This is a genomic window from Actinoplanes sp. NPDC051861, from assembly GCF_040681145.1.
Taxonomy (GTDB): domain Bacteria; phylum Actinomycetota; class Actinomycetes; order Mycobacteriales; family Micromonosporaceae; genus Actinoplanes.
Genome location: NZ_JBFAYE010000009.1, coordinates 286,177 through 302,863, shown reverse-complemented (window position 1 = coordinate 302,863; position 16,687 = coordinate 286,177). Strand labels below are relative to the sequence as shown.

The window sequence follows — 16,687 nt, the reverse complement described above, 5'->3', positions numbered from 1 at the left end:
TAGAACGGCGACGTCAAGCACCGCCACTCCTTCCGGAGGTCTCCTCTCTGATCAAGGCACCACGCCGAACGTCAACAACCTCCGTGGTCAGTACATCTAGACCAGTGTCCTGAGTCGTTGGCTATGGAGTCGAGTATCTGGTCGGCGGTCTTGGTCCAGGTGTTGATCCAGGCGCGGATGTCGGCGTTGAGCTCACGCACGGGCCACGGCCAGCACCGGTTCGGGGCGGGTGGACGGGAGGTGGTGGGGGCGGACGACCAGGAAGCAGACGAGTGTGGCGGCCAGCATGCCGCCGAAGACGACGACGGCCATGGCGACCGCGCCGACGCCGAGCATGCCGACCAGGGGTGCGGCGATCGCGCCGACGCCGAACTGGACCGCGCCGAGCAGGGCGGCCGCGGTTCCGGCCGCCTCGCCGTGGCGGGCCAGGGCGAGCGCGGGGGCGTTCGGCATGGCCAGGCCGACCGTGGTGAGCACGAGCCAGAGCGGGATCAGGATGCCGGCCAGGCCGCCGGTCTCGGTGGCGGCCAGGATCAGCAGCACCAGGCCGGATGCGAGACCGGCCAGCAGTGAGCCGCCCAGGATCTGCTGCGGGGTCCAGCGGTGCAGCAGCCGGACGTTGAGCTGGGTGGCGCCGATCAGGCCGACGGCGCCGGCGGCGAAGATCAGGGCGAACTGCTGCTCGCTCATCCCGTACTGATCTTGGAAGACGTAGGAAGAGCCACTTACGTACGCGAAGAGCGCCGCCATCGCCAGCCCGGCCACCAGCACCAGGCCCAGGTAGACCCGGTCGGTGAGCAGGCGGCCGTAGTCGCGGACCGTGCCCAGCACTCCCCCGCGGCGCCGCTTGGCGACGGCGAGCGTCTCCGGCAGCACGACGCCGGCCGCGAGCATGATGGCGGCGCCGGCGGCGGCCAGCACCACGAACACGCCGCGCCAGGAGGTCCAGCCCAGCACCAGGCCGCCGATCGTGGGCGCGAGGATCGGTGCCACCCCGACGACCAGCATCAGGCGGGAGAAGAGCCGGGCGGCGGCGAGCCCGTCGAACAGGTCACGCACCATCGCCATCGCGACCACCGACGCGGCGGCGGCGCCGAGCCCCTGCAGGACCCGCAGCGTGCCGAGCGTGGCCAGGTCGGGGGCGAACAGGCACAGGATCGACGCCAGCACGTGCACCGCGACGCCGGCGAGCAGTGGCAGCCGCCGGCCGATCGCGTCGGACACCGGGCCGACCAGCACCTGCCCGAGCCCGAGGCCGACCAGTGTTCCGGTCAGCGTCAGCTGCACGGCCGCCGCGGTGACGCCCAGGTCGGCGGTGATCGTCGGCAGTGCCGGAAGGTACATGTCGATGGTCAGCGGCCCGAGCGCGGTGAGGAAGCCGAGCACGAGCACGATGCGGAAGCGGCGCCCGAGCGGAAGCGACTCTCCGGGTGAGAGGTCGATGGGCGCGGTCAGGGTGCGAGTGTCAGCCACACTCGTCGACAAGCCGTTCCACGACCGGGTTCTTCCGCTCGGGCCGCTTTGGTAAGACTGATCACAAACGGCCGGAAAAACCGCCCACAAGCTGGGAATTCGCTAGGGCGCGGTCCAGCCGGCGGGGATCTGGCCGATGCGTACGCGTTGCGGGTGATCCCCGACGCCGACCGAGGCGACCGCCTGCCCGGTGGCGAAGCTGATCGCGGTGACCCGGTCCGCACCCGCCTCGGAGATGACGCAGTCACGCCCGTCCGCGCTGACCGTCGCCCAGTACGGCTTGATCGCGGTGACCAGCGGCCCCGGGGTGAGCGTGGCCCGGTCGACCACGGTCGCGTAGTCGTCCATGGTCCCGGCGACGCAGAGTTTCGCGCCGTCGCGGCTGATCGACAGGCCGTGGTGGCGGGAGTCGTTCACCCAGGTGGTGCGGTCGGGGTCGGTGGCCGGGTTCAGCGGCAGCTCCCGGACCCGGGTGACCCGGTCGGTGGCCACGTCGTACTCGACGAGCCCGGCGAAGAACGAGAGCTGGAAGTAGAGCTTCGACTCGTCCGGTGTCAGGACGGCGGGCCGGATCGCGTCGGACAGGTCCCGCCGGCCGAAGGCGTCCAGCCGGGGCCGCATGTCGATGGTCTTGACCACCCGGAACGTGCTGGTGTCGGCGATGGTGATCTTCCGGTCGCCCTTGGTGAAGTCCAGCCAGGGGTCGTCGAGGTCGGTGTTGACCTCGCCGATCGACATGTTCCAGAGGTACCGGCCGCCGCCGGCGTAGATGTTCTCGTGCGGCTTGTCGCCGGTGGCGAACGAGCCGACCTGACGGCCGGTGACGATGTCGAGGACGTGCACGGTGTTGCCGGTGGAGGCGGAGACCGCGACCGTGCGCCCGTCCGGGGCGACCGCCATGTGGTCGGAGCGGAACCCGCTGACCGCGAACCGCCAGCGCAGCGCGCCGGTGGCGAGGTCGATCGAGACGACGTCGGCGAAGCTGGGCCGGGAGACGACCAGCGCGTCGCCGGCGGGCGTGGTGTACATGTCGTCGACGAGCTGGTCGTGCCCCTCCCCCGGCCCCTGCTGGATGCCGAGGTAGAAGGCGAGCTTGATCGGGTTGAGGTAGATCTCGGTGAGCCGCAGCGCCCGGTCGGGGACCACGGAGAGGCGGCCGACGCGCTGGTAGGCGCCGCTGGGTTCGATGACGTCGACGGTGCCGTCCCAGTTGTTGCCGACGAACATCACCTGGCGCAGGGCCGACGCGGCGGGGGCGGCGGACGCCGGGACGGTGGCGGCGCCGAGAGCGAGCAGGCCGCCGAGGGCGGCAGCGGAAAGGCGTTTCAGAGGTACGAGCGAAGCCATGACGTGACTCCCATCAATCCTCGGCTGTTACTGAGCAGTAACGCCCATGAAACAAGAGAGGAACTCACATTGATAGATGTCGCTTTATTCGGTCAGCGGGAACATGCGGGCGACAACTATGCTGACCGCTTCCGTTATGGCGCCACGGAAGGCGGGGACGACGATGACCGACGGGCTCTCGGCGGCAGACCTGCGGGCCGACGTCCCGCACAGTGCCCGGATCTGGAACTACTGGCTGGGCGGCAAGGACAACTTCGCCGCCGACCGGGCGGTCGGTGACCAGGTCAAGCAGGTCTATCCCGACGTCGTCAACGTGGCCGTCGCGTCCCGGGCGTTCCTCGGCCGGGTGGTGCGGTTCCTCGCCGGTGAGGCGGGCATCCGCCAGTTCCTGGACCTGGGCACCGGCCTGCCGTCGGCCGACAACACCCACGAGGTGGCCCAGAGCGTCGCGCCCGCGTCCAAGATCGTCTACGTGGACAACGACCCGCTGGTCCTGGTGCACGCCCGCGCGCTGCTGCAGAGCAGCACCCACGGCGCCACCGACTACGTGGACGCGGACGTCCACGATCCTGCCAAGATCCTGCAGGCCGCGGCCAAGACGCTCGACTTCACCCGGCCGATCGCCGTCATGATGCTCGGCATCCTGGGCAATGTGGCCGATGACGATCAGCCCGGCCCGGCGGAGATCGTGCGGCACTTCGTGGACGCGGTGCCCTCCGGCAGCTACCTCGTCGTCAACGACAGCGTCATCACGGCCGAGACCGCCGAGGCGGTGCGGACGGCGCGCAGCGGCGGCGCCGACTATCACCTGCGTACACCTGAGCAGATGCGCGGCTTCTTCGACGGCCTGGAGGTCGTCGAGCCGGGCGTCGTCTCCACGCCGCTGTGGCGGCCCGAGCCCGGCACCACCCCGGAGTCCCTGGTCGTCTACTGCGGGGTGGGCCGCAAGCCGTAACGGCCGCGGGGGTTCACGTCGTGGTGGTGGCCTCGGCCAGCCGGCCGCGCAGGTCGGCGGCGCTCATCGGGCGGGCGAAGTGGAAGCCCTGGGCGTGCTCGTAACCCAGCTGGGCCAGGCGGGCCGCCTGCTCGGTGGTCTCCACACCCTCGGCGACCGCCTCCAGGCCGAACGCCCGCGCCATCTGGGCCACCGCGTCGGCGATCGCGTCCGAGCCGCCGCCGGGCGCGAACGAGCGGTCCAGCTTGATCTGGTGCACCGGGCACGTGGCGAGCAGGGTGAGCGTCGACGCGCCGGTGCCGAAGTCGTCCAGGGACAGGCGTACGCCCAGGTCCCGCAACCCCTGCAGATTGTCGTTGGTGGCACCGCCGCCGACCGCGACCGACTCGGTGATCTCCACGGTCAGCCGGTGCGGCGGTAGCCCGCTGTCGCGCAGCGCCGCCGCCACCACGGCCGGGAAGCCGGTCTCGCGCAACTGCCGCGCGGACACGTTCACCGACACGGTCAGCTCGCCCGGCCAGGTCGCCGCCTCGCGGGTCGCGGCGCGCAGCACCCAGGTGCCGAGCGGCACGATCAGGCCGGTCTGCTCGGCGGTGTCGATGAAGTCGCCGGGGCCGAGCAGGCCGTCGTCCGGGTGCTGCCAGCGGACCAGCGCCTCGGCGCCCTTGATCCGCCCGTCCGGGAGCGTCACCACCGGCTGGAAGAACGTCACCAGCTGGTCGGAGAGGATCGCGGTGTGCAGCGCGGCGGCCCGCCGGCTGCGTTCGGCGCCGCGGGCCTCCATGCCCGGCCGGTACCGCTCGTAGCCGCCCTCGCCGCGCTCCTTCGCCTCGTACATCGCGATGTCCGCCTGGCGGAGCAGCTCACCGGCGTCGTCGCCGCCGCGGCCGTCGACCACACCGAAGCTCGCCCGCACGGTCATCGGCTCACCGTCGATCACGGCCGGCTCGAGCAGCGCGGCAGCGATCCGGGTCAGCACCTGGTCGACGTCCGGGGCGGTGGAGCCCTCGAAGAGGATGGCGAACTCGTCGCCGCCCAGCCGGGCCACCGTGTCGGTGCTCCGTACGCCGGCCCGGATCCGCTCGGCCACGTGCACCAGCAGCGCGTCGCCGGTGGCGTGCCCGAGCCGGTCGTTGACAATCTTGAAGTCGTCCAGGTCGACCAGCACGATGCTGACCGGCTGGTCCGGGTCGGCGCCGTTGACCGCGGCCTCGACGCGCCGTCCGAAGTGCGCCCGGTTGGCCAGGCCGGTGAGCATGTCGTGGCTGGCCTCGTAGCTGAGCCGGCCCCGCAGGGCGTCGTTCTGCCGGAACGCGGTCAGCTGGCGGATCACCACGAGGGCGGTCAGCGTGACCGCCACACCGTCGATCAGCAGACCGTCGCCGGTGCCCCGGACGTTGTGATAGACGACCATGCCGTCGACAGCGGCGATCGCCACGTACGGCATCAGGCTGTAACCCCGTGCCGCACGCCGCGGGCGGGCACCGGCGGCGGTGTCCACCACCTGCATCCGGGCGCCGACCGCCGCCGCGTACGCGGCCAGCGGCAGCACCACCAGCAGCGGGTTGCCGTCCGGCTGCCGCGGGTCCAGGAAGCTGATCGCCGAGCCGAGCCCGCCGATCAGCGCCGACGCGCCGATCCAGTACAGGCCGCGCCGGGCGAACGAGTCGACCCCGGCGAGCACCACGCGAGCGGCCAGGTAGACGCCGTTGAGGCCGGCGCCCATGATCACGGCCGCGGAGAGCACCCGCTCCGGGGTGACCCGGCCGTCGGCGAACTGGGCGGACGCGGCGAAGTGCCAGATCAGCAGGCCGGCCGCGGACGACAGGGTGCCCAGGTCCAGCCAGACACCGAGCCGGCGGGCGCGGCCCCGGGCGCTGAGCGGCAGGCCGACCAGCGGCCAGGTGAGTACGAGGCCACCGACGAGGTGCAGGACCACGGAGGCCGGGAGCAGCCAGCCGCCCGCGCCGGACTCGAAGAGGATCCGCAGCGCCGCGACGCCGACGAACAGCGAGATGCCGGCCTGGACCCGGCGCCAGTAGCGGCGTACGACGGGCGCGGACGCCGGGTCGGTGCGCACCCGCCGGCACAGCACCAGGGTGGGCACGATGACCGCGATCATCAGCAGCCAGTTCACCGGCGCGGGCCAGAGCCGGCCGATCCGCTCCTGGAGCAGGAACGCGGCGACGTCCAGGACCGTCAGAGCCGTCACGGCCAAGAAGGCCCGGTCGGCGAGCAGCGGCGAGCGGCCGGGCGTATCAGGCACGCCCTACCATCGACGCCGCCGCCACCGACCTGAGACGCCGCACGGGAGCGCGACGGTGGCCCCGCGGGGTGAATTTTCCGGAACACCGGGATCGAAAAATGTTCTGTGCTACGGTGAGACCGTTGCAGTTTTGATTTCCGTAGACGTTTTCAGCGCCTGCCGGTTCATTCGAACCTACGCGGGCGCTTTTCGTTTTTCGTGTCGGTTCGGCGCGGGTGATCAACGCGGCGGCGTTCTCAAAACAGCTCGCGAAGGAGCAGACAATGGCCACCGGCACCGTTAAATGGTTCAACGGCGACAAGGGCTTCGGTTTCATCAGCCAGGACGACGGCGGCGCCGACGTCTTCGCCCACTACTCGGCGATCGCGACGAGTGGTTACCGCAGCCTCGAGGAGAACCAGCGGGTGGAGTTCGACGTCACCCAGGGCCAGAAGGGCCCGCAGGCGGAGAACATCCGCCCGCTCTGACCCACGCTTTCCGCCACGGCGGCTCGACTGTTCCAGTCGAGCCGCCGTTCGGCGTCTCCCCGCGCGTCATCCGGCCGGGATGAGGACGGTCACCGTCCCGGCCACCACGATCAGGGGCCATGGGCTGCCTCTTCGCACTGTTCGCGGGACTCTTCCCCCGGCTCGGCCTGTTCATCATCTGGGTCGCCCGGCCGGCGCTGGTCAACGCCGCCTTCGACACCTGGATCTGGCCGCTGATCGGCATCGTCTTCATGCCGTTCGCCACCCTGATCTACGTGGTCCTGTACACGCCCGGCATCGGCCTGACCGGCTGGGAGTGGTTCTGGGTCGTGCTCGCGGGACTTCTCGACCTGACGCACTGGGCGGCGAGCGCGACGCAGCGCCGCCAGATCCCCGGATACCCGGCGGCCCGGTAGACCCCCGATCAGGGGAGCGGCCCGGCGTGTATCCCGAAGAAGTGCGCAAAACGTCCCTAATGTGCACAAAGCGGCTAGATGGAGGGCCGTTTCGTCACGAGAAAGGGGACAACCCATGAGGAAGACCACCGTCAAGCGTCAGTACGAGGCTCCCAAGGCGACGGTACTGGGTGATTTCCGGACCGAGACCGGGCTGCTGGGCCGCTCCGGCAACGACCGGCTGATCTTCAGCAAGAACTGAGAACCCCGCCTCGTTGCTCCGTTCCATGTCTGACGCAACCGGCATGCTGGGACACGGCGAGTCCTACTTCGTGGTCCTCCCCGACCATGACGAGGGCCTCGCCGTGGCCCGGCGCCTGAACACACCACACACCCGGATCCTCCGGTACGCCTCCGGGCGCCCGTGGCTCGTCGGCCGCTGGCCCGAGGGGCAGATCACCGTGGCGCACGCGGGCACCGCCCGGATCGCGGTGATCGGCACGTGCCCGGTTACCGAGACGGAACTGGCCCGCCGCGCCGGCCGGATGGCGGACGTCACCGGGCTCGACGACTTCGCGGCGTCGCTGAGCGGCAGCTTCCACCTGATCGCCAGCGCGGACGGCCGCACGCGTGTGCAGGGCAGCGCCTCCGGGCTTCGGCTCGTCCACCACGCCGTAACCCATGGCGTCGCGGTGGCGGCAGACCGGGCCGACGTGCTGGCAGCACTGCTCGGCGCGCCCCTGGACGCGCGTCAGGTCGCCGTACGCTTGCTGTGGCCCTTGCCGCATCCCCTGCCGGACACGCCGCTCTGGCATGGTGTGCGCACCGTGCCCGCGGGTTCTCACCTGCTGGTGCACCGCGATGGCCGAGGTGTCGCGACCAGGCGATGGTGGGCGCCGCCGGAACCGGACCGGTCGCTTGCCGACGGCGCTCCCCTCGTGCGCGAAGCCCTCGCCGCCGCGGTGAGCGCACGGACCGCGCCCGGCGGAACCATCAGCTGTGACCTGTCCGGCGGACTGGACTCGACGTCGCTCTGCTTCCTGGCGAACACCGGCAACAGCAGCCTGCTCGCGAGCACCTGGCCGGGACTGGACCCGGCCGACGACGACCTGATGTGGGCGCGGCGCGCGGCGTCCCGGCTGAACGCCGAGCACCTCGTGTGGCGGGCGGAGGACTCGCCGCTGGTCTACGACGGGCTGCTCGACATCGACGACCCGCTGGACGAGCCCACGATCGGGATGATGGACCGGGCTCGGGTGCTGAGCCATCTGCCCCGCCTGACCGCCGCCGGCAGCCGCCTGCACCTGACCGGCATCGGCGGCGACCACGTCACCTGGTGCTCGGAGGCCTACTACCACCGGCTGCTCCGCCGCGCACCGGTGACCGCGATCCGGCAGTTGCGCGGCTTCCGGGCGCTGTTCGACTGGCCGCTGCGGCCGATGCTGGGCGCGCTCGCCGACGGCCGCCCGTACCGACGCTGGCTCGCCGGGACCGCCGGCACGCTGCGGCATCCCCTGCCGTCGCCCGTTGTGGGCACGCTCGGCTGGAACTCGCCGCCGCGCCTGTTCCCGTGGGTCACCGAGCAGGCGGCGGAACTGGTTGCGGACGTGCTGCGCGGCGCGGCCGAGTCGGCGGAGCCGCTGAGCGACGACCGCGGCATGCACGCCGACCTCGAACAGATCCAGAACACCACCCGGATCCTGCGGCAGTGGGAGCAGATGAGCGCGCGGGCCGGGCTGCCGATGGCCTCGCCGTTCTTCGACGACCGGGTGATCAGCGCGTGCCTCGCGGTCCGCCCGCAGGAGCGGGTGACGCCGTGGCGGTACAAACCGCTGCTCGTCGAGGCGATGCGCGGGATCGTGCCGGACGACTGCCTGGCGCGTACCAGCAAGGCGCAGGCCGCCCTCGACGCGGCGCGGGGCCTGCGGGAGAACCGGGCCGACCTGATCGCCCTGTGGGAGCAGTCGCGGCTCGCGGACATGGGCCTGGTCGACCGCGACCACCTGATCGCGCTGACCGGGCGGCCGGACGACCCGCGACTGCGCCACGCCGTCCTGTACTCGACCATCGGCTGCGAGGTTTGGCTGCGCGGCCAGGGCACCCGCACGGTGCCGGAAAGGAACCGCGACGATGTCGCTTCGGCTACACCCTGACCTGACCACGGCCGACACCGAGTACGGCACCGTCCTGCTGGACGGGCGGGACGGGCGCTATTGGCAACTCAACCCCAGCGCTGCCCTGATCATGCAGGTCCTCGCCGGTGGCGGTGACCGGCGGCAGGCGGCGGACGCGCTCCTCTCGCAGTACGACGTGGAGCCCGGTACCGCGCTGCAGGACGTCGACTCGCTGGTGGGCGCGCTCACCGAGGCCGGCCTGGTGATCCGCTCATGAGCACTCCGGCCGCGCTCACCCGGCCTGTGCCGCCGGGGACGATCGGGCGGCGGTTCGTGGCCCGCCTCGCCGTCCTGGCCGCCCGCGCGCTGGCTGTGCTGCCGCCGCGGCGGTTGCGTACCGTGCTGGCGGTCCTTCGCCGCGGCGCCCGGCCCGCGGGTTACGCGGAGGCCAAGGCCGCCCGGGATCTCGTGATCGCGGTCAGCCTGCGCTGCCTGGGCCCGCGCGGCTGCCTGCCCCGCGCCCTGGCCACCGTCCTGCTGTGCCGGCTGGCCGGGACCTGGCCGACCTGGTGCGTCGGGGTACGCGTCGCGCCCCCGTTCGGCGCGCACAGCTGGGTGGAGGCCGACGGGCTGCTGGTCGACGAGCCCATGCCGGAGGGATACCTGGCCCGGCTCTTCACCGTTTGATGGGCCTCCTCCGCCTGACCAAGGGTCATCGCGGGCGCATCGCGGTGGCTGTCACGCTGACCCTGGCCGGCTCCGCGCTGGGTCTCGCCCAGCCGCTGCTCGTCCGGGACATCATCGAGGCCACCGGCAGCGGGCACCCGCTCACCGCACTCGTGACGGTGCTGGTGGCACTCTTCACCGCACAGGCGCTCGTCCAGGCCGCGGCCGGATACCTGCTGGCGCGCGCCGGCGAGTACATCGTCCTCGGCATCCGCCTCGACCTCGTCTCCCACCTGCTGCGGCTCGCGATGCCGTGCCACGACCGGTACCGGGTCGGCGACCTCATCTCCCGGGCCGGCACCGACAGCTTCGCCCTGCGCCGGGTCGTCGCCGACGGATGCGCCGACGCGGTCACCGGAGTCATCGGGCTCGGCGGGGCCGTCGCGGTGCTGATCTGGCTCGACCCGGTCCTGTTCCTGGTGGTGGCGGTGCTCGTCGCGGTCGGCCTGTGCACGCTCGTACCGGTCATGCGGGGCATGGGGCAGGCGGCACTCGGCAGCCAGCGGGCCACCGGCGAGATGGCCGGCGACCTGGACCGGGCGCTGTCCGCGCTGCGCACGGTGCGAGCCAGCGGCGCCGAGCGGCGGGAGACCGAGCGGATCGGGAACCAGGCCCGGGTGGCCTGCGAGCAGGGCTTGCGTACGGCACGTCTCAACGCCGCCGTGGGCCCGGCCAGCCATCTGGCGGTGGACGGCTCCTTCCTCGTGGTGCTGCTGGTCGGTGGCGTACGGGTCAGCACCGGCGAGAGCTCGCTGGCCGACCTGGTCGCGTTCCTCCTCTACATCACGTACCTCGCGGTGCCGATCAGCTCGGTCTTCCAGGCGCTGAGCGCGCTGCAGGAGAGCAGAGGAGCCCTGTGTCGCATCGACGAGGTGCTGGCCCTGCCGGTCGAGACCGACGAACTCGCACCGGCGGTCGCGGCACGGCGTCCCGGACCGGCGCCGATGCTGGAGTTCCGGGACGTCTGGTTCGGGTACGACCCCGGCCTGCCGGTGCTGCGGGGAGTCTCGTTCCGGGTGCCCGAGCGCGGCCACATCGCGCTGGTCGGCGGCTCGGGCGCGGGCAAGTCCACGATCTTCGCACTGGCCGAACGCTTCTACGACCCGGACCGCGGCGAGATCCTGCTGCGCGGCGCGGACGTGCGAACGATGCCCCGGTCCGCGTGCCGGTCGCTGATCGGCCTCGTCGAACAGCATTCGCCGGTCTTCCACGGCACCCTTCGGGAAAATCTGATGTACGCGGCGCCGGGCGCCTCGGAGGACGACGTCGCCCGGGTGATCGCTCTGGCCAACCTGACGGAACTGGTCTCGGACCTGCCGGAGGGTCTGGACAGCCCGCTCGGGGAACGCGGGGCACGGCTGTCCGGCGGGCAGCGGCAGCGGATCGCGGTGGCGCGGGCTCTGCTGAACCGTCCCGCGCTGCTGCTGATGGACGAGCCGACCGCCCACCTGGACCCGGTGAACGAGGCGGCACTGGGCAGCGCGATCGAGCAGGTGGCTTCGGACTGCGCGGTGCTGGTGGCAGCACACCGGTTCTCGACGGTGCGGGCGGCGGACCAGGTCGTGGTGCTGGAGGGCGGGATGGTGGTGGCGGTCGGGGGGCATGAGGAGTTGATGGCTCGCAGTGCCTATTACCGCCGCCTGGCCGGCGGGTGGCGGACCGACCGCGTTTATGTAGATTGAATCTACGTAGACGGCAGCTACCTCAAGGGAGGGCCGATGTTTGTCGGCAGGCGCACCGAGCTGTCCCTCCTGACGCGGCGCATCGATCACATCACCCGGCAGGGAACCGGGCTCGCCGTCGCTGTCCGCGGCCGCCGCCAGGTCGGCAAATCCCGGCTCGTCCAAGAGCTCTGCGACCGCTCAGGGCTGCCCTACCTCTACTTCACCGCGGTCAAGGGGGCTTCCGTCACCGAGTCGGCGACCCAGTTCCTCAGCGCCCTCGCCGAATCCGCCCTGCCGAACGATCACTCGCTGCTGCCGGTCACTCCGCCGCCCGGCGGCTGGGGCGACATGCTGCGTATCCTTGCCGGTTCGCTGCCGGACCGTCCGTGCATCGTCGTGCTCGACGAGCTCCCATGGCTGACCGAACAGGACGAGACGTTCGACGGCCACTTGCAGGTCGTCTGGGACCGGCTGCTCTCGCGGCGGCCGGTGCTGCTCCTGCTGCTCGGCAGCGACCTGCACATGATGCAGCGTCTGACCGCCTACGACCGGCCCTTCTACGGCCGTGCCGACAACCTCGTGCTGGGCCCGCTCAACCTCGACGAGACGGCCACGGCGACAGGCCTGACCGGCTCGGACGCCATCGACGCGCACCTGATCACCGGCGGCCTGCCCGGCGTCCTGCTCCGCTGGCCGGGTGGCAAGCCCGCCGACGACCACATCCGCGACGAGTGCGCCGACGCTGCCTCGCCGTTGTTCACCGTGCCTGAGCAGTCCCTGGCATCGGCGTTTCCCAATCCTGACGTGGCCCGGCGCGTCCTCGAGGCGGTCGGCGGAGACGTCCGAGCGTTCACCACCGTCGCCGGCACTGCCGGCAGCCGCGGCGAGTCGGTCCCCTCCGGCACCCTCTCTCCGCTGCTACGGCAACTCACCGACGAGAAACAGATTCTCGCCGCCGACCAGCCGTTGTCGGTCCTCAGCGGCAAACCCACGTTGTACCGGGTCGCCGACACCAACCTCCGCCTCTACCTCGCCGCTTTCCGCGAGGTACACAATCTCGCCCGTCGCGGCCGTCCCGAAGCCGGATACACCCTGTACCTGAACCGCTGGACCAGCTGGCGCGGCCGAGCCGTGGAGCCGCTGATCCGCGACTCGCTGGAGCAGGCCGCCATCACCGGATCCCTGCCCTGGCCGGGCACCCAGGTCGTCGGCGGCTGGTGGAACCGCCGGTTCGACCCCGAGATCGACCTGGTAGGTGCCGACCGCGGCCCGGTGGCCTCACAGATCCACTTCTGCGGCTCGTTGAAATGGCTGGGGAAGCCGTTCGACGCCCACGACCTGCGGCGGCTCCAGGAGGGCGCACAACAGGTGCCCGGGTTCGAGAGCGGCCGGACCGGGCTGATGGCGGTCAGCAGGTCCGGCACCGACATTGCCGCCGGCGCCGTCGACATCGTCTGGGGCCCGGACGACGTCGTGGCTGCCTGGCGGCCCTGAGGCTGCCGCCGTACATTGACCGGATGGTCGAGCCGGCTGCCAGGGTTCTGCTTCCGTTCCGTACGGTCTTCGACCGCCTGCGCCACACCCTGCAGCCTTCGGAGGGCCTGCACGTCGTCCGCGATGCGGACGAGTGGGCCCGGCATTGGGCGGGACCGTCGTCCGGGACGCCGGCACCGGCGGCAGTGGACTGGCAGACCGAGATGTGCGTTGTCGTCGGGCTCGGGACGCGCCCGAGCACCGGATATCTCGTCCTGATCGGTGCGATCGTGGTTTTCGGCGACGAGATGACGGTCCAGGCGTGGGAGATCCGGCCAGGCCACAACTGCGCGGTGATGCGGATGGTCACCCATCCGTTCCATGTGGTGGCCGTGCCCGCTCACGCCGGGACTGTCAGGCTCACGAAGCACATCGCCTACCAGGACTGTGAAGCGACCGATCGTTGAACGTGCTGTGTCATCCTCGTCCTGTGGACCCGGGACGATTGTTCACCGATGCGACAGCCGCGCCGATCCCGTCACAACGGACGCCGAACCACGTCGGCCGGCCAGGCCCGGTCGAGGCGCTGACCCGACTGCGCGAGGGCAACGCCCGATTCGCCCTGGGCAGCTCGCATTCCAGCGACGGGCAGCCCTACGCGGTCATCATCGGCTGCATCGATGCCCGGGTTCCGGTGGAAGCGGTGTTCGGCCAGACCGCCGGCGCGATCTGTGTCGCCCGTTCCGCGGGTCACGTGCTGGACCGCGCCGTGACGGGCTCGGTCGAGTTCGCGGTGATCGAACTGCGGGTGTCGCTGGTGGTCGTGCTCGGCCACGAGGACTGCCGGGCGGTGGCGGCGGCGTACGAGGCGAACCGCACCGGGCGCCGGGCCGCCGGCGCCCGCCAGTTCCTGATCGACCAGATCACTCCCGCGATGCCGACCATCGGCTCGCCCGACGACAGCCTCGATCAGGCCACCCGCAGCCACGTCCGCCGGACGGTGGCCACGCTACGGCGAGCCGAATACCTGAGAGAGTCGCTCACCGCACACCGGATCGACGTCGTCGGCGGGATCTACCGGCTGGCAAGCGGCCGCATCGAGATGCTGTAGCCGCTCAGATCGATAGGCTCTGGCCATGAGTACCCTTGCCGGCCGCTCCATCGCGGCCCTGCGCAGCGAGCACGACAACCTCGCGACTCTCGTTCCCACGCTGTCGGCCGACCAGCTGACCGGCCCGTCCGGCGCCTCGGCCTGGACGATCGCCGACGTTCTCTCGCACCTGGGCAGCGGCGCCGAGATCACGCTTGCCGGCTTCCGGGCCGCGGTCGGGGAAGCCGAGGCGCCCGGCCCGGATTTCAACCAGAGCGTGTGGGACCGCTGGAACGCCGCGAGCCCGCAGGACCAGGCCACCGGTTCGGTCGCGTCGAACGAGGCGCTCGTCGCGGCCCTCGAGTCCGTGCCGGAGGATCGCCACGACGACCTCCGGGTCCGGACGTTCCTGCCCGAGCCGGTCTCGTTCGCGTCGTTCGCGGCGCTGCGGCTCAGCGAGGTCGCCCAGCACACCTGGGACGTCCGCGCCGGCCTCGACCCGGCGGCAACCGTCGCGAGCGGCTCGGCCGAGGTGCTCGCCGAGCATCTCACCGGCGGCCTCGGGTTCCTGCTCGGCTTCATCGGCAAGCCGAAGGAGGCCGGGGAGCCGGCGGTCGTCGAGATCTCCGGTACGCCGTACCGGATCGTCATCGACGACTCGGTCCGCCTGACGGCCGAGGCCCTGCCCGCGACCGCGACGTTCACCGGTTCGCTGGAGGCAGCGCTCCGGCTGCTCTACGGCCGTCTCACCCCGGAACACACCGCCGCCGACATCGAGGTGACCGGCAACATCACGCTCGACGAGCTGCGCGCGGTCTTCCCGGGCTTCTGACCCGACCCCGCAGGTCAGCGACGGGCTCGCGGCCGTCCCGGCGAGCGCCGAGCAGACTGTCCGCGCGCCGACCACGCCCGTTGGCCGCCGCCGGCTGGTGGCGGCCACGACGACGGCGTCAGCGGGGTGCCACAGTACCGATTGCCAAACACGCCGAGCCTGCGGATGGAGCATCCGGTTAAATAGTTTGTCTCAGCGAGCTCACGATGATTTCTTGAGGTTGGCATGATTCTTTCTTAGCGGGCGCTTCGCGGGCGCGGAGAATTGATTCATGCGGTACCAGCAGCTTCAATTATTCAGCCGGACGGCGACGGCTGCTATGCGTGACCGCACCAGAGCGCGGAACCATTCACCGGGGAAAGCGGAATTCAGTCGTGACCATGCGCGCCGCCGGAGGTGGGGACTTGTTCGGCGTCATGCGCGGAAGTTGTGCCAGTTGCGGGGTTGTTCCCGCGCGTGCGCTGAGGCGGGCCTGCACGATGTCGCCGAGCCTCTCCCGCCGCTGATCTGGCCCGAGGGGGCGACCTGTGCGCGGCGCCCGCCCGCCGCGCAGCGCCGTGATGTCGCAACCGGGCGTGACGTGACTCCGGCAAGCAGACGACCGGCCGCCGGCACACGCAGGGCCGGAGCAGCCACACACGGCGAGCCTGCCCACCGGGCAAAAGACCTGTTCCAGGCCTTCGCCCGGGCCGAGCCCACACGCCAGGCCGAGCCGTCGCGCCAGGCCGAGGCGTCAGGCCAGGCCGAGCCATCGCGCCAGGCCGAGCCGTCGCGCCAAGCCGAGCCGTCGCGCCAGGTGGAAGGCGGCGGTCGTCAGACGTCCCGGTGCCGGTCCGCGTTCGACGACGGAGGTGCGGCAGCGAAGCAGGCCGAGCGACCACAGCCGTTCGATGCGGGTGGACCTTCTGGAAGCCGCTACCGCCTTGTCGGCGCCGGGCCGTTGACACCGTTGCCGGAGTCCGGCCCGGCTCGGCGGCGACACGAGACCCTGCGGCGGACCGTGACGTCTGTCGCGAACCGCTCACGCGCACCCATGCGGCGGTTCGGATGCGATATGGAATCGGCCGGCGCCGACCTGCCACGAATGCGCGGACTAATTCGCCCGGAGGACGGGAGAGAAGTGGGTAGGTCGCCGCCGCAAGACGGCCGGAACCGCATCAGCAGAACGCGTCCTTCACGTATCCACTCGCCACTGGATCGTCGGGGTCAGGCTCGCGGCTGCAGTCGACCGTGCCGATCTCGGCGTCGGCCCAGGAGACGAAGGCTGGGTCCAGGCCCTCGAATTCAAATTCTTCCGCGCAATTCATCACGAAGCTCACGATTGCCCTCTTGACCGCGACGAAGCCCACATGTTCACCGTTTGTCAGCGGCTGTTCGGACATGAAGGCGATCACGCGGTCAAGACCGGGACTGCTCTCCATCGAAATACTTTTCGCCGTGGCATCGGGAATCTTTTTTATTATGTCTGCGTCGCTGGCCTTCTGCTCGCCGAGCCATCTGACTTCTGGCATTATCGGTTGATTCCATGGCACTGCTTCGCTCTCCGTGCGCCCGTGAGCGATGACAACTCTGCGGGCAACGGTGACCCACATCGGCGTCTCGTCCACGCGGGAATGAGCCAACCGGATCTTCTCGGGGTCGCAGGGAGCTTCGGTCGCGGAGGGCACCGCAGGATCCCAAGAAGGTTGCGTCACGTGGACGACGCCGCATGAGGAGGCAACGGCTGCGAGGAGTGCCGTCGCCACTGCCCCCGCCCATCGCGGCGCTTGGACCTGCACAAACTCACGGTAAACGCGCAGATGACCCGGCGGGCTGCGTGTTGACTTTTCGTCGGCGCTCGACTCGGAGTCGGCGGCGGGCGCGTTACCGTGGCGCCGTGATGGGT

General features: G+C 71.0%; 16 protein-coding genes. 12 read left to right on the top strand and 4 right to left on the bottom strand.

Annotated elements, in window-relative coordinates; genetic code table 11:
* Positions 1 to 192: 192 nt before the first annotated feature.
* Together AB0M02_RS24950 and AB0M02_RS24945 are read right to left on the bottom strand one after the other, a co-directional pair.
* Complete coding sequence (locus AB0M02_RS24950; protein WP_364230550.1) at positions 193 to 1,473, bottom strand: multidrug effflux MFS transporter; 1,281 nt, start codon at positions 1,471 to 1,473, stop codon at positions 193 to 195.
* A gap of 102 nt (positions 1,474 to 1,575) precedes the next feature.
* Positions 1,576 to 2,820: a YncE family protein gene (locus AB0M02_RS24945; protein WP_364230548.1), complete on the bottom strand. Its 1,245-nt coding sequence runs from the start codon at positions 2,818 to 2,820 to the stop codon at positions 1,576 to 1,578.
* A gap of 136 nt (positions 2,821 to 2,956) precedes the next feature.
* Here AB0M02_RS24945 and AB0M02_RS24940 point away from each other — a divergent pair, with 136 nt between their 5' ends.
* Positions 2,957 to 3,775, top strand: a complete 819-nt coding sequence (locus tag AB0M02_RS24940; protein WP_364230546.1) for an SAM-dependent methyltransferase — start codon at positions 2,957 to 2,959, stop codon at positions 3,773 to 3,775.
* 13 nt (positions 3,776 to 3,788) lie between these two features.
* Here AB0M02_RS24940 and AB0M02_RS24935 read toward each other — a convergent pair whose 3' ends face one another.
* Positions 3,789 to 6,041, bottom strand: a complete 2,253-nt coding sequence (locus tag AB0M02_RS24935; protein WP_364230543.1) for an EAL domain-containing protein — start codon at positions 6,039 to 6,041, stop codon at positions 3,789 to 3,791.
* A gap of 263 nt (positions 6,042 to 6,304) precedes the next feature.
* Between AB0M02_RS24935 and AB0M02_RS24930 the strand changes: the two genes are divergently transcribed.
* The 11 genes from AB0M02_RS24930 (at position 6,305) to AB0M02_RS24880 (ending at position 14,802) form a co-directional block, all read left to right on the top strand.
* The gene (locus tag AB0M02_RS24930; RefSeq protein WP_364230540.1) at positions 6,305 to 6,508 is read left to right on the top strand and encodes a cold-shock protein; all 204 of its coding nucleotides are present in this window, start codon (positions 6,305 to 6,307) and stop codon (positions 6,506 to 6,508) included.
* Between the two features lie 119 nt (positions 6,509 to 6,627).
* A complete protein-coding gene (locus tag AB0M02_RS24925) occupies positions 6,628 to 6,924 on the top strand; it encodes a hypothetical protein (protein WP_364230537.1) in 297 nt (98 codons plus the stop codon).
* Between the two features lie 115 nt (positions 6,925 to 7,039).
* Positions 7,040 to 7,165, top strand: coding sequence for a keywimysin-related RiPP (locus AB0M02_RS24920; protein WP_364230534.1), 126 nt, complete (start codon positions 7,040 to 7,042; stop codon positions 7,163 to 7,165).
* 25 nt (positions 7,166 to 7,190) lie between these two features.
* A complete protein-coding gene (locus AB0M02_RS24915) occupies positions 7,191 to 9,056 on the top strand; it encodes a lasso peptide isopeptide bond-forming cyclase (RefSeq protein WP_364230531.1) in 1,866 nt (621 codons plus the stop codon).
* On the top strand, positions 9,034 to 9,294 hold the full coding sequence (locus AB0M02_RS24910; RefSeq protein WP_364230528.1) for a lasso peptide biosynthesis PqqD family chaperone: 261 nt from the start codon (positions 9,034 to 9,036) through the stop codon (positions 9,292 to 9,294). Before AB0M02_RS24915 ends, AB0M02_RS24910 begins: the two co-directional genes overlap by 23 nt.
* Entirely contained in the window at positions 9,291 to 9,704 is a 414-nt protein-coding gene (locus tag AB0M02_RS24905) for a lasso peptide biosynthesis B2 protein (RefSeq protein ID WP_364230525.1), read from the top strand. The genes AB0M02_RS24910 and AB0M02_RS24905 overlap by 4 nt, the downstream gene beginning before the upstream one ends.
* Complete coding sequence (locus tag AB0M02_RS24900; protein WP_364230523.1) at positions 9,704 to 11,425, top strand: ABC transporter ATP-binding protein; 1,722 nt, start codon at positions 9,704 to 9,706, stop codon at positions 11,423 to 11,425. Before AB0M02_RS24905 ends, AB0M02_RS24900 begins: the two co-directional genes overlap by 1 nt.
* 36 nt (positions 11,426 to 11,461) lie before the next feature.
* Complete coding sequence (locus AB0M02_RS24895) at positions 11,462 to 12,901, top strand: ATP-binding protein (RefSeq protein WP_364230520.1); 1,440 nt, start codon at positions 11,462 to 11,464, stop codon at positions 12,899 to 12,901.
* 23 nt (positions 12,902 to 12,924) lie between these two features.
* Positions 12,925 to 13,347, top strand: coding sequence for a protease complex subunit PrcB family protein (locus tag AB0M02_RS24890; RefSeq protein ID WP_364230517.1), 423 nt, complete (start codon positions 12,925 to 12,927; stop codon positions 13,345 to 13,347).
* A gap of 23 nt (positions 13,348 to 13,370) precedes the next feature.
* Complete coding sequence (locus tag AB0M02_RS24885) at positions 13,371 to 13,991, top strand: carbonic anhydrase (RefSeq protein WP_364230515.1); 621 nt, start codon at positions 13,371 to 13,373, stop codon at positions 13,989 to 13,991.
* A gap of 25 nt (positions 13,992 to 14,016) precedes the next feature.
* Entirely contained in the window at positions 14,017 to 14,802 is a 786-nt protein-coding gene (locus AB0M02_RS24880; protein WP_364230513.1) for a maleylpyruvate isomerase family mycothiol-dependent enzyme, read from the top strand.
* A 1,157-nt stretch (positions 14,803 to 15,959) separates the two neighbouring features.
* Here AB0M02_RS24880 and AB0M02_RS24875 read toward each other — a convergent pair.
* Positions 15,960 to 16,409, bottom strand: coding sequence for a hypothetical protein (locus tag AB0M02_RS24875; protein WP_364230511.1), 450 nt, complete (start codon positions 16,407 to 16,409; stop codon positions 15,960 to 15,962).
* Positions 16,410 to 16,687 lie beyond the last annotated feature (278 nt).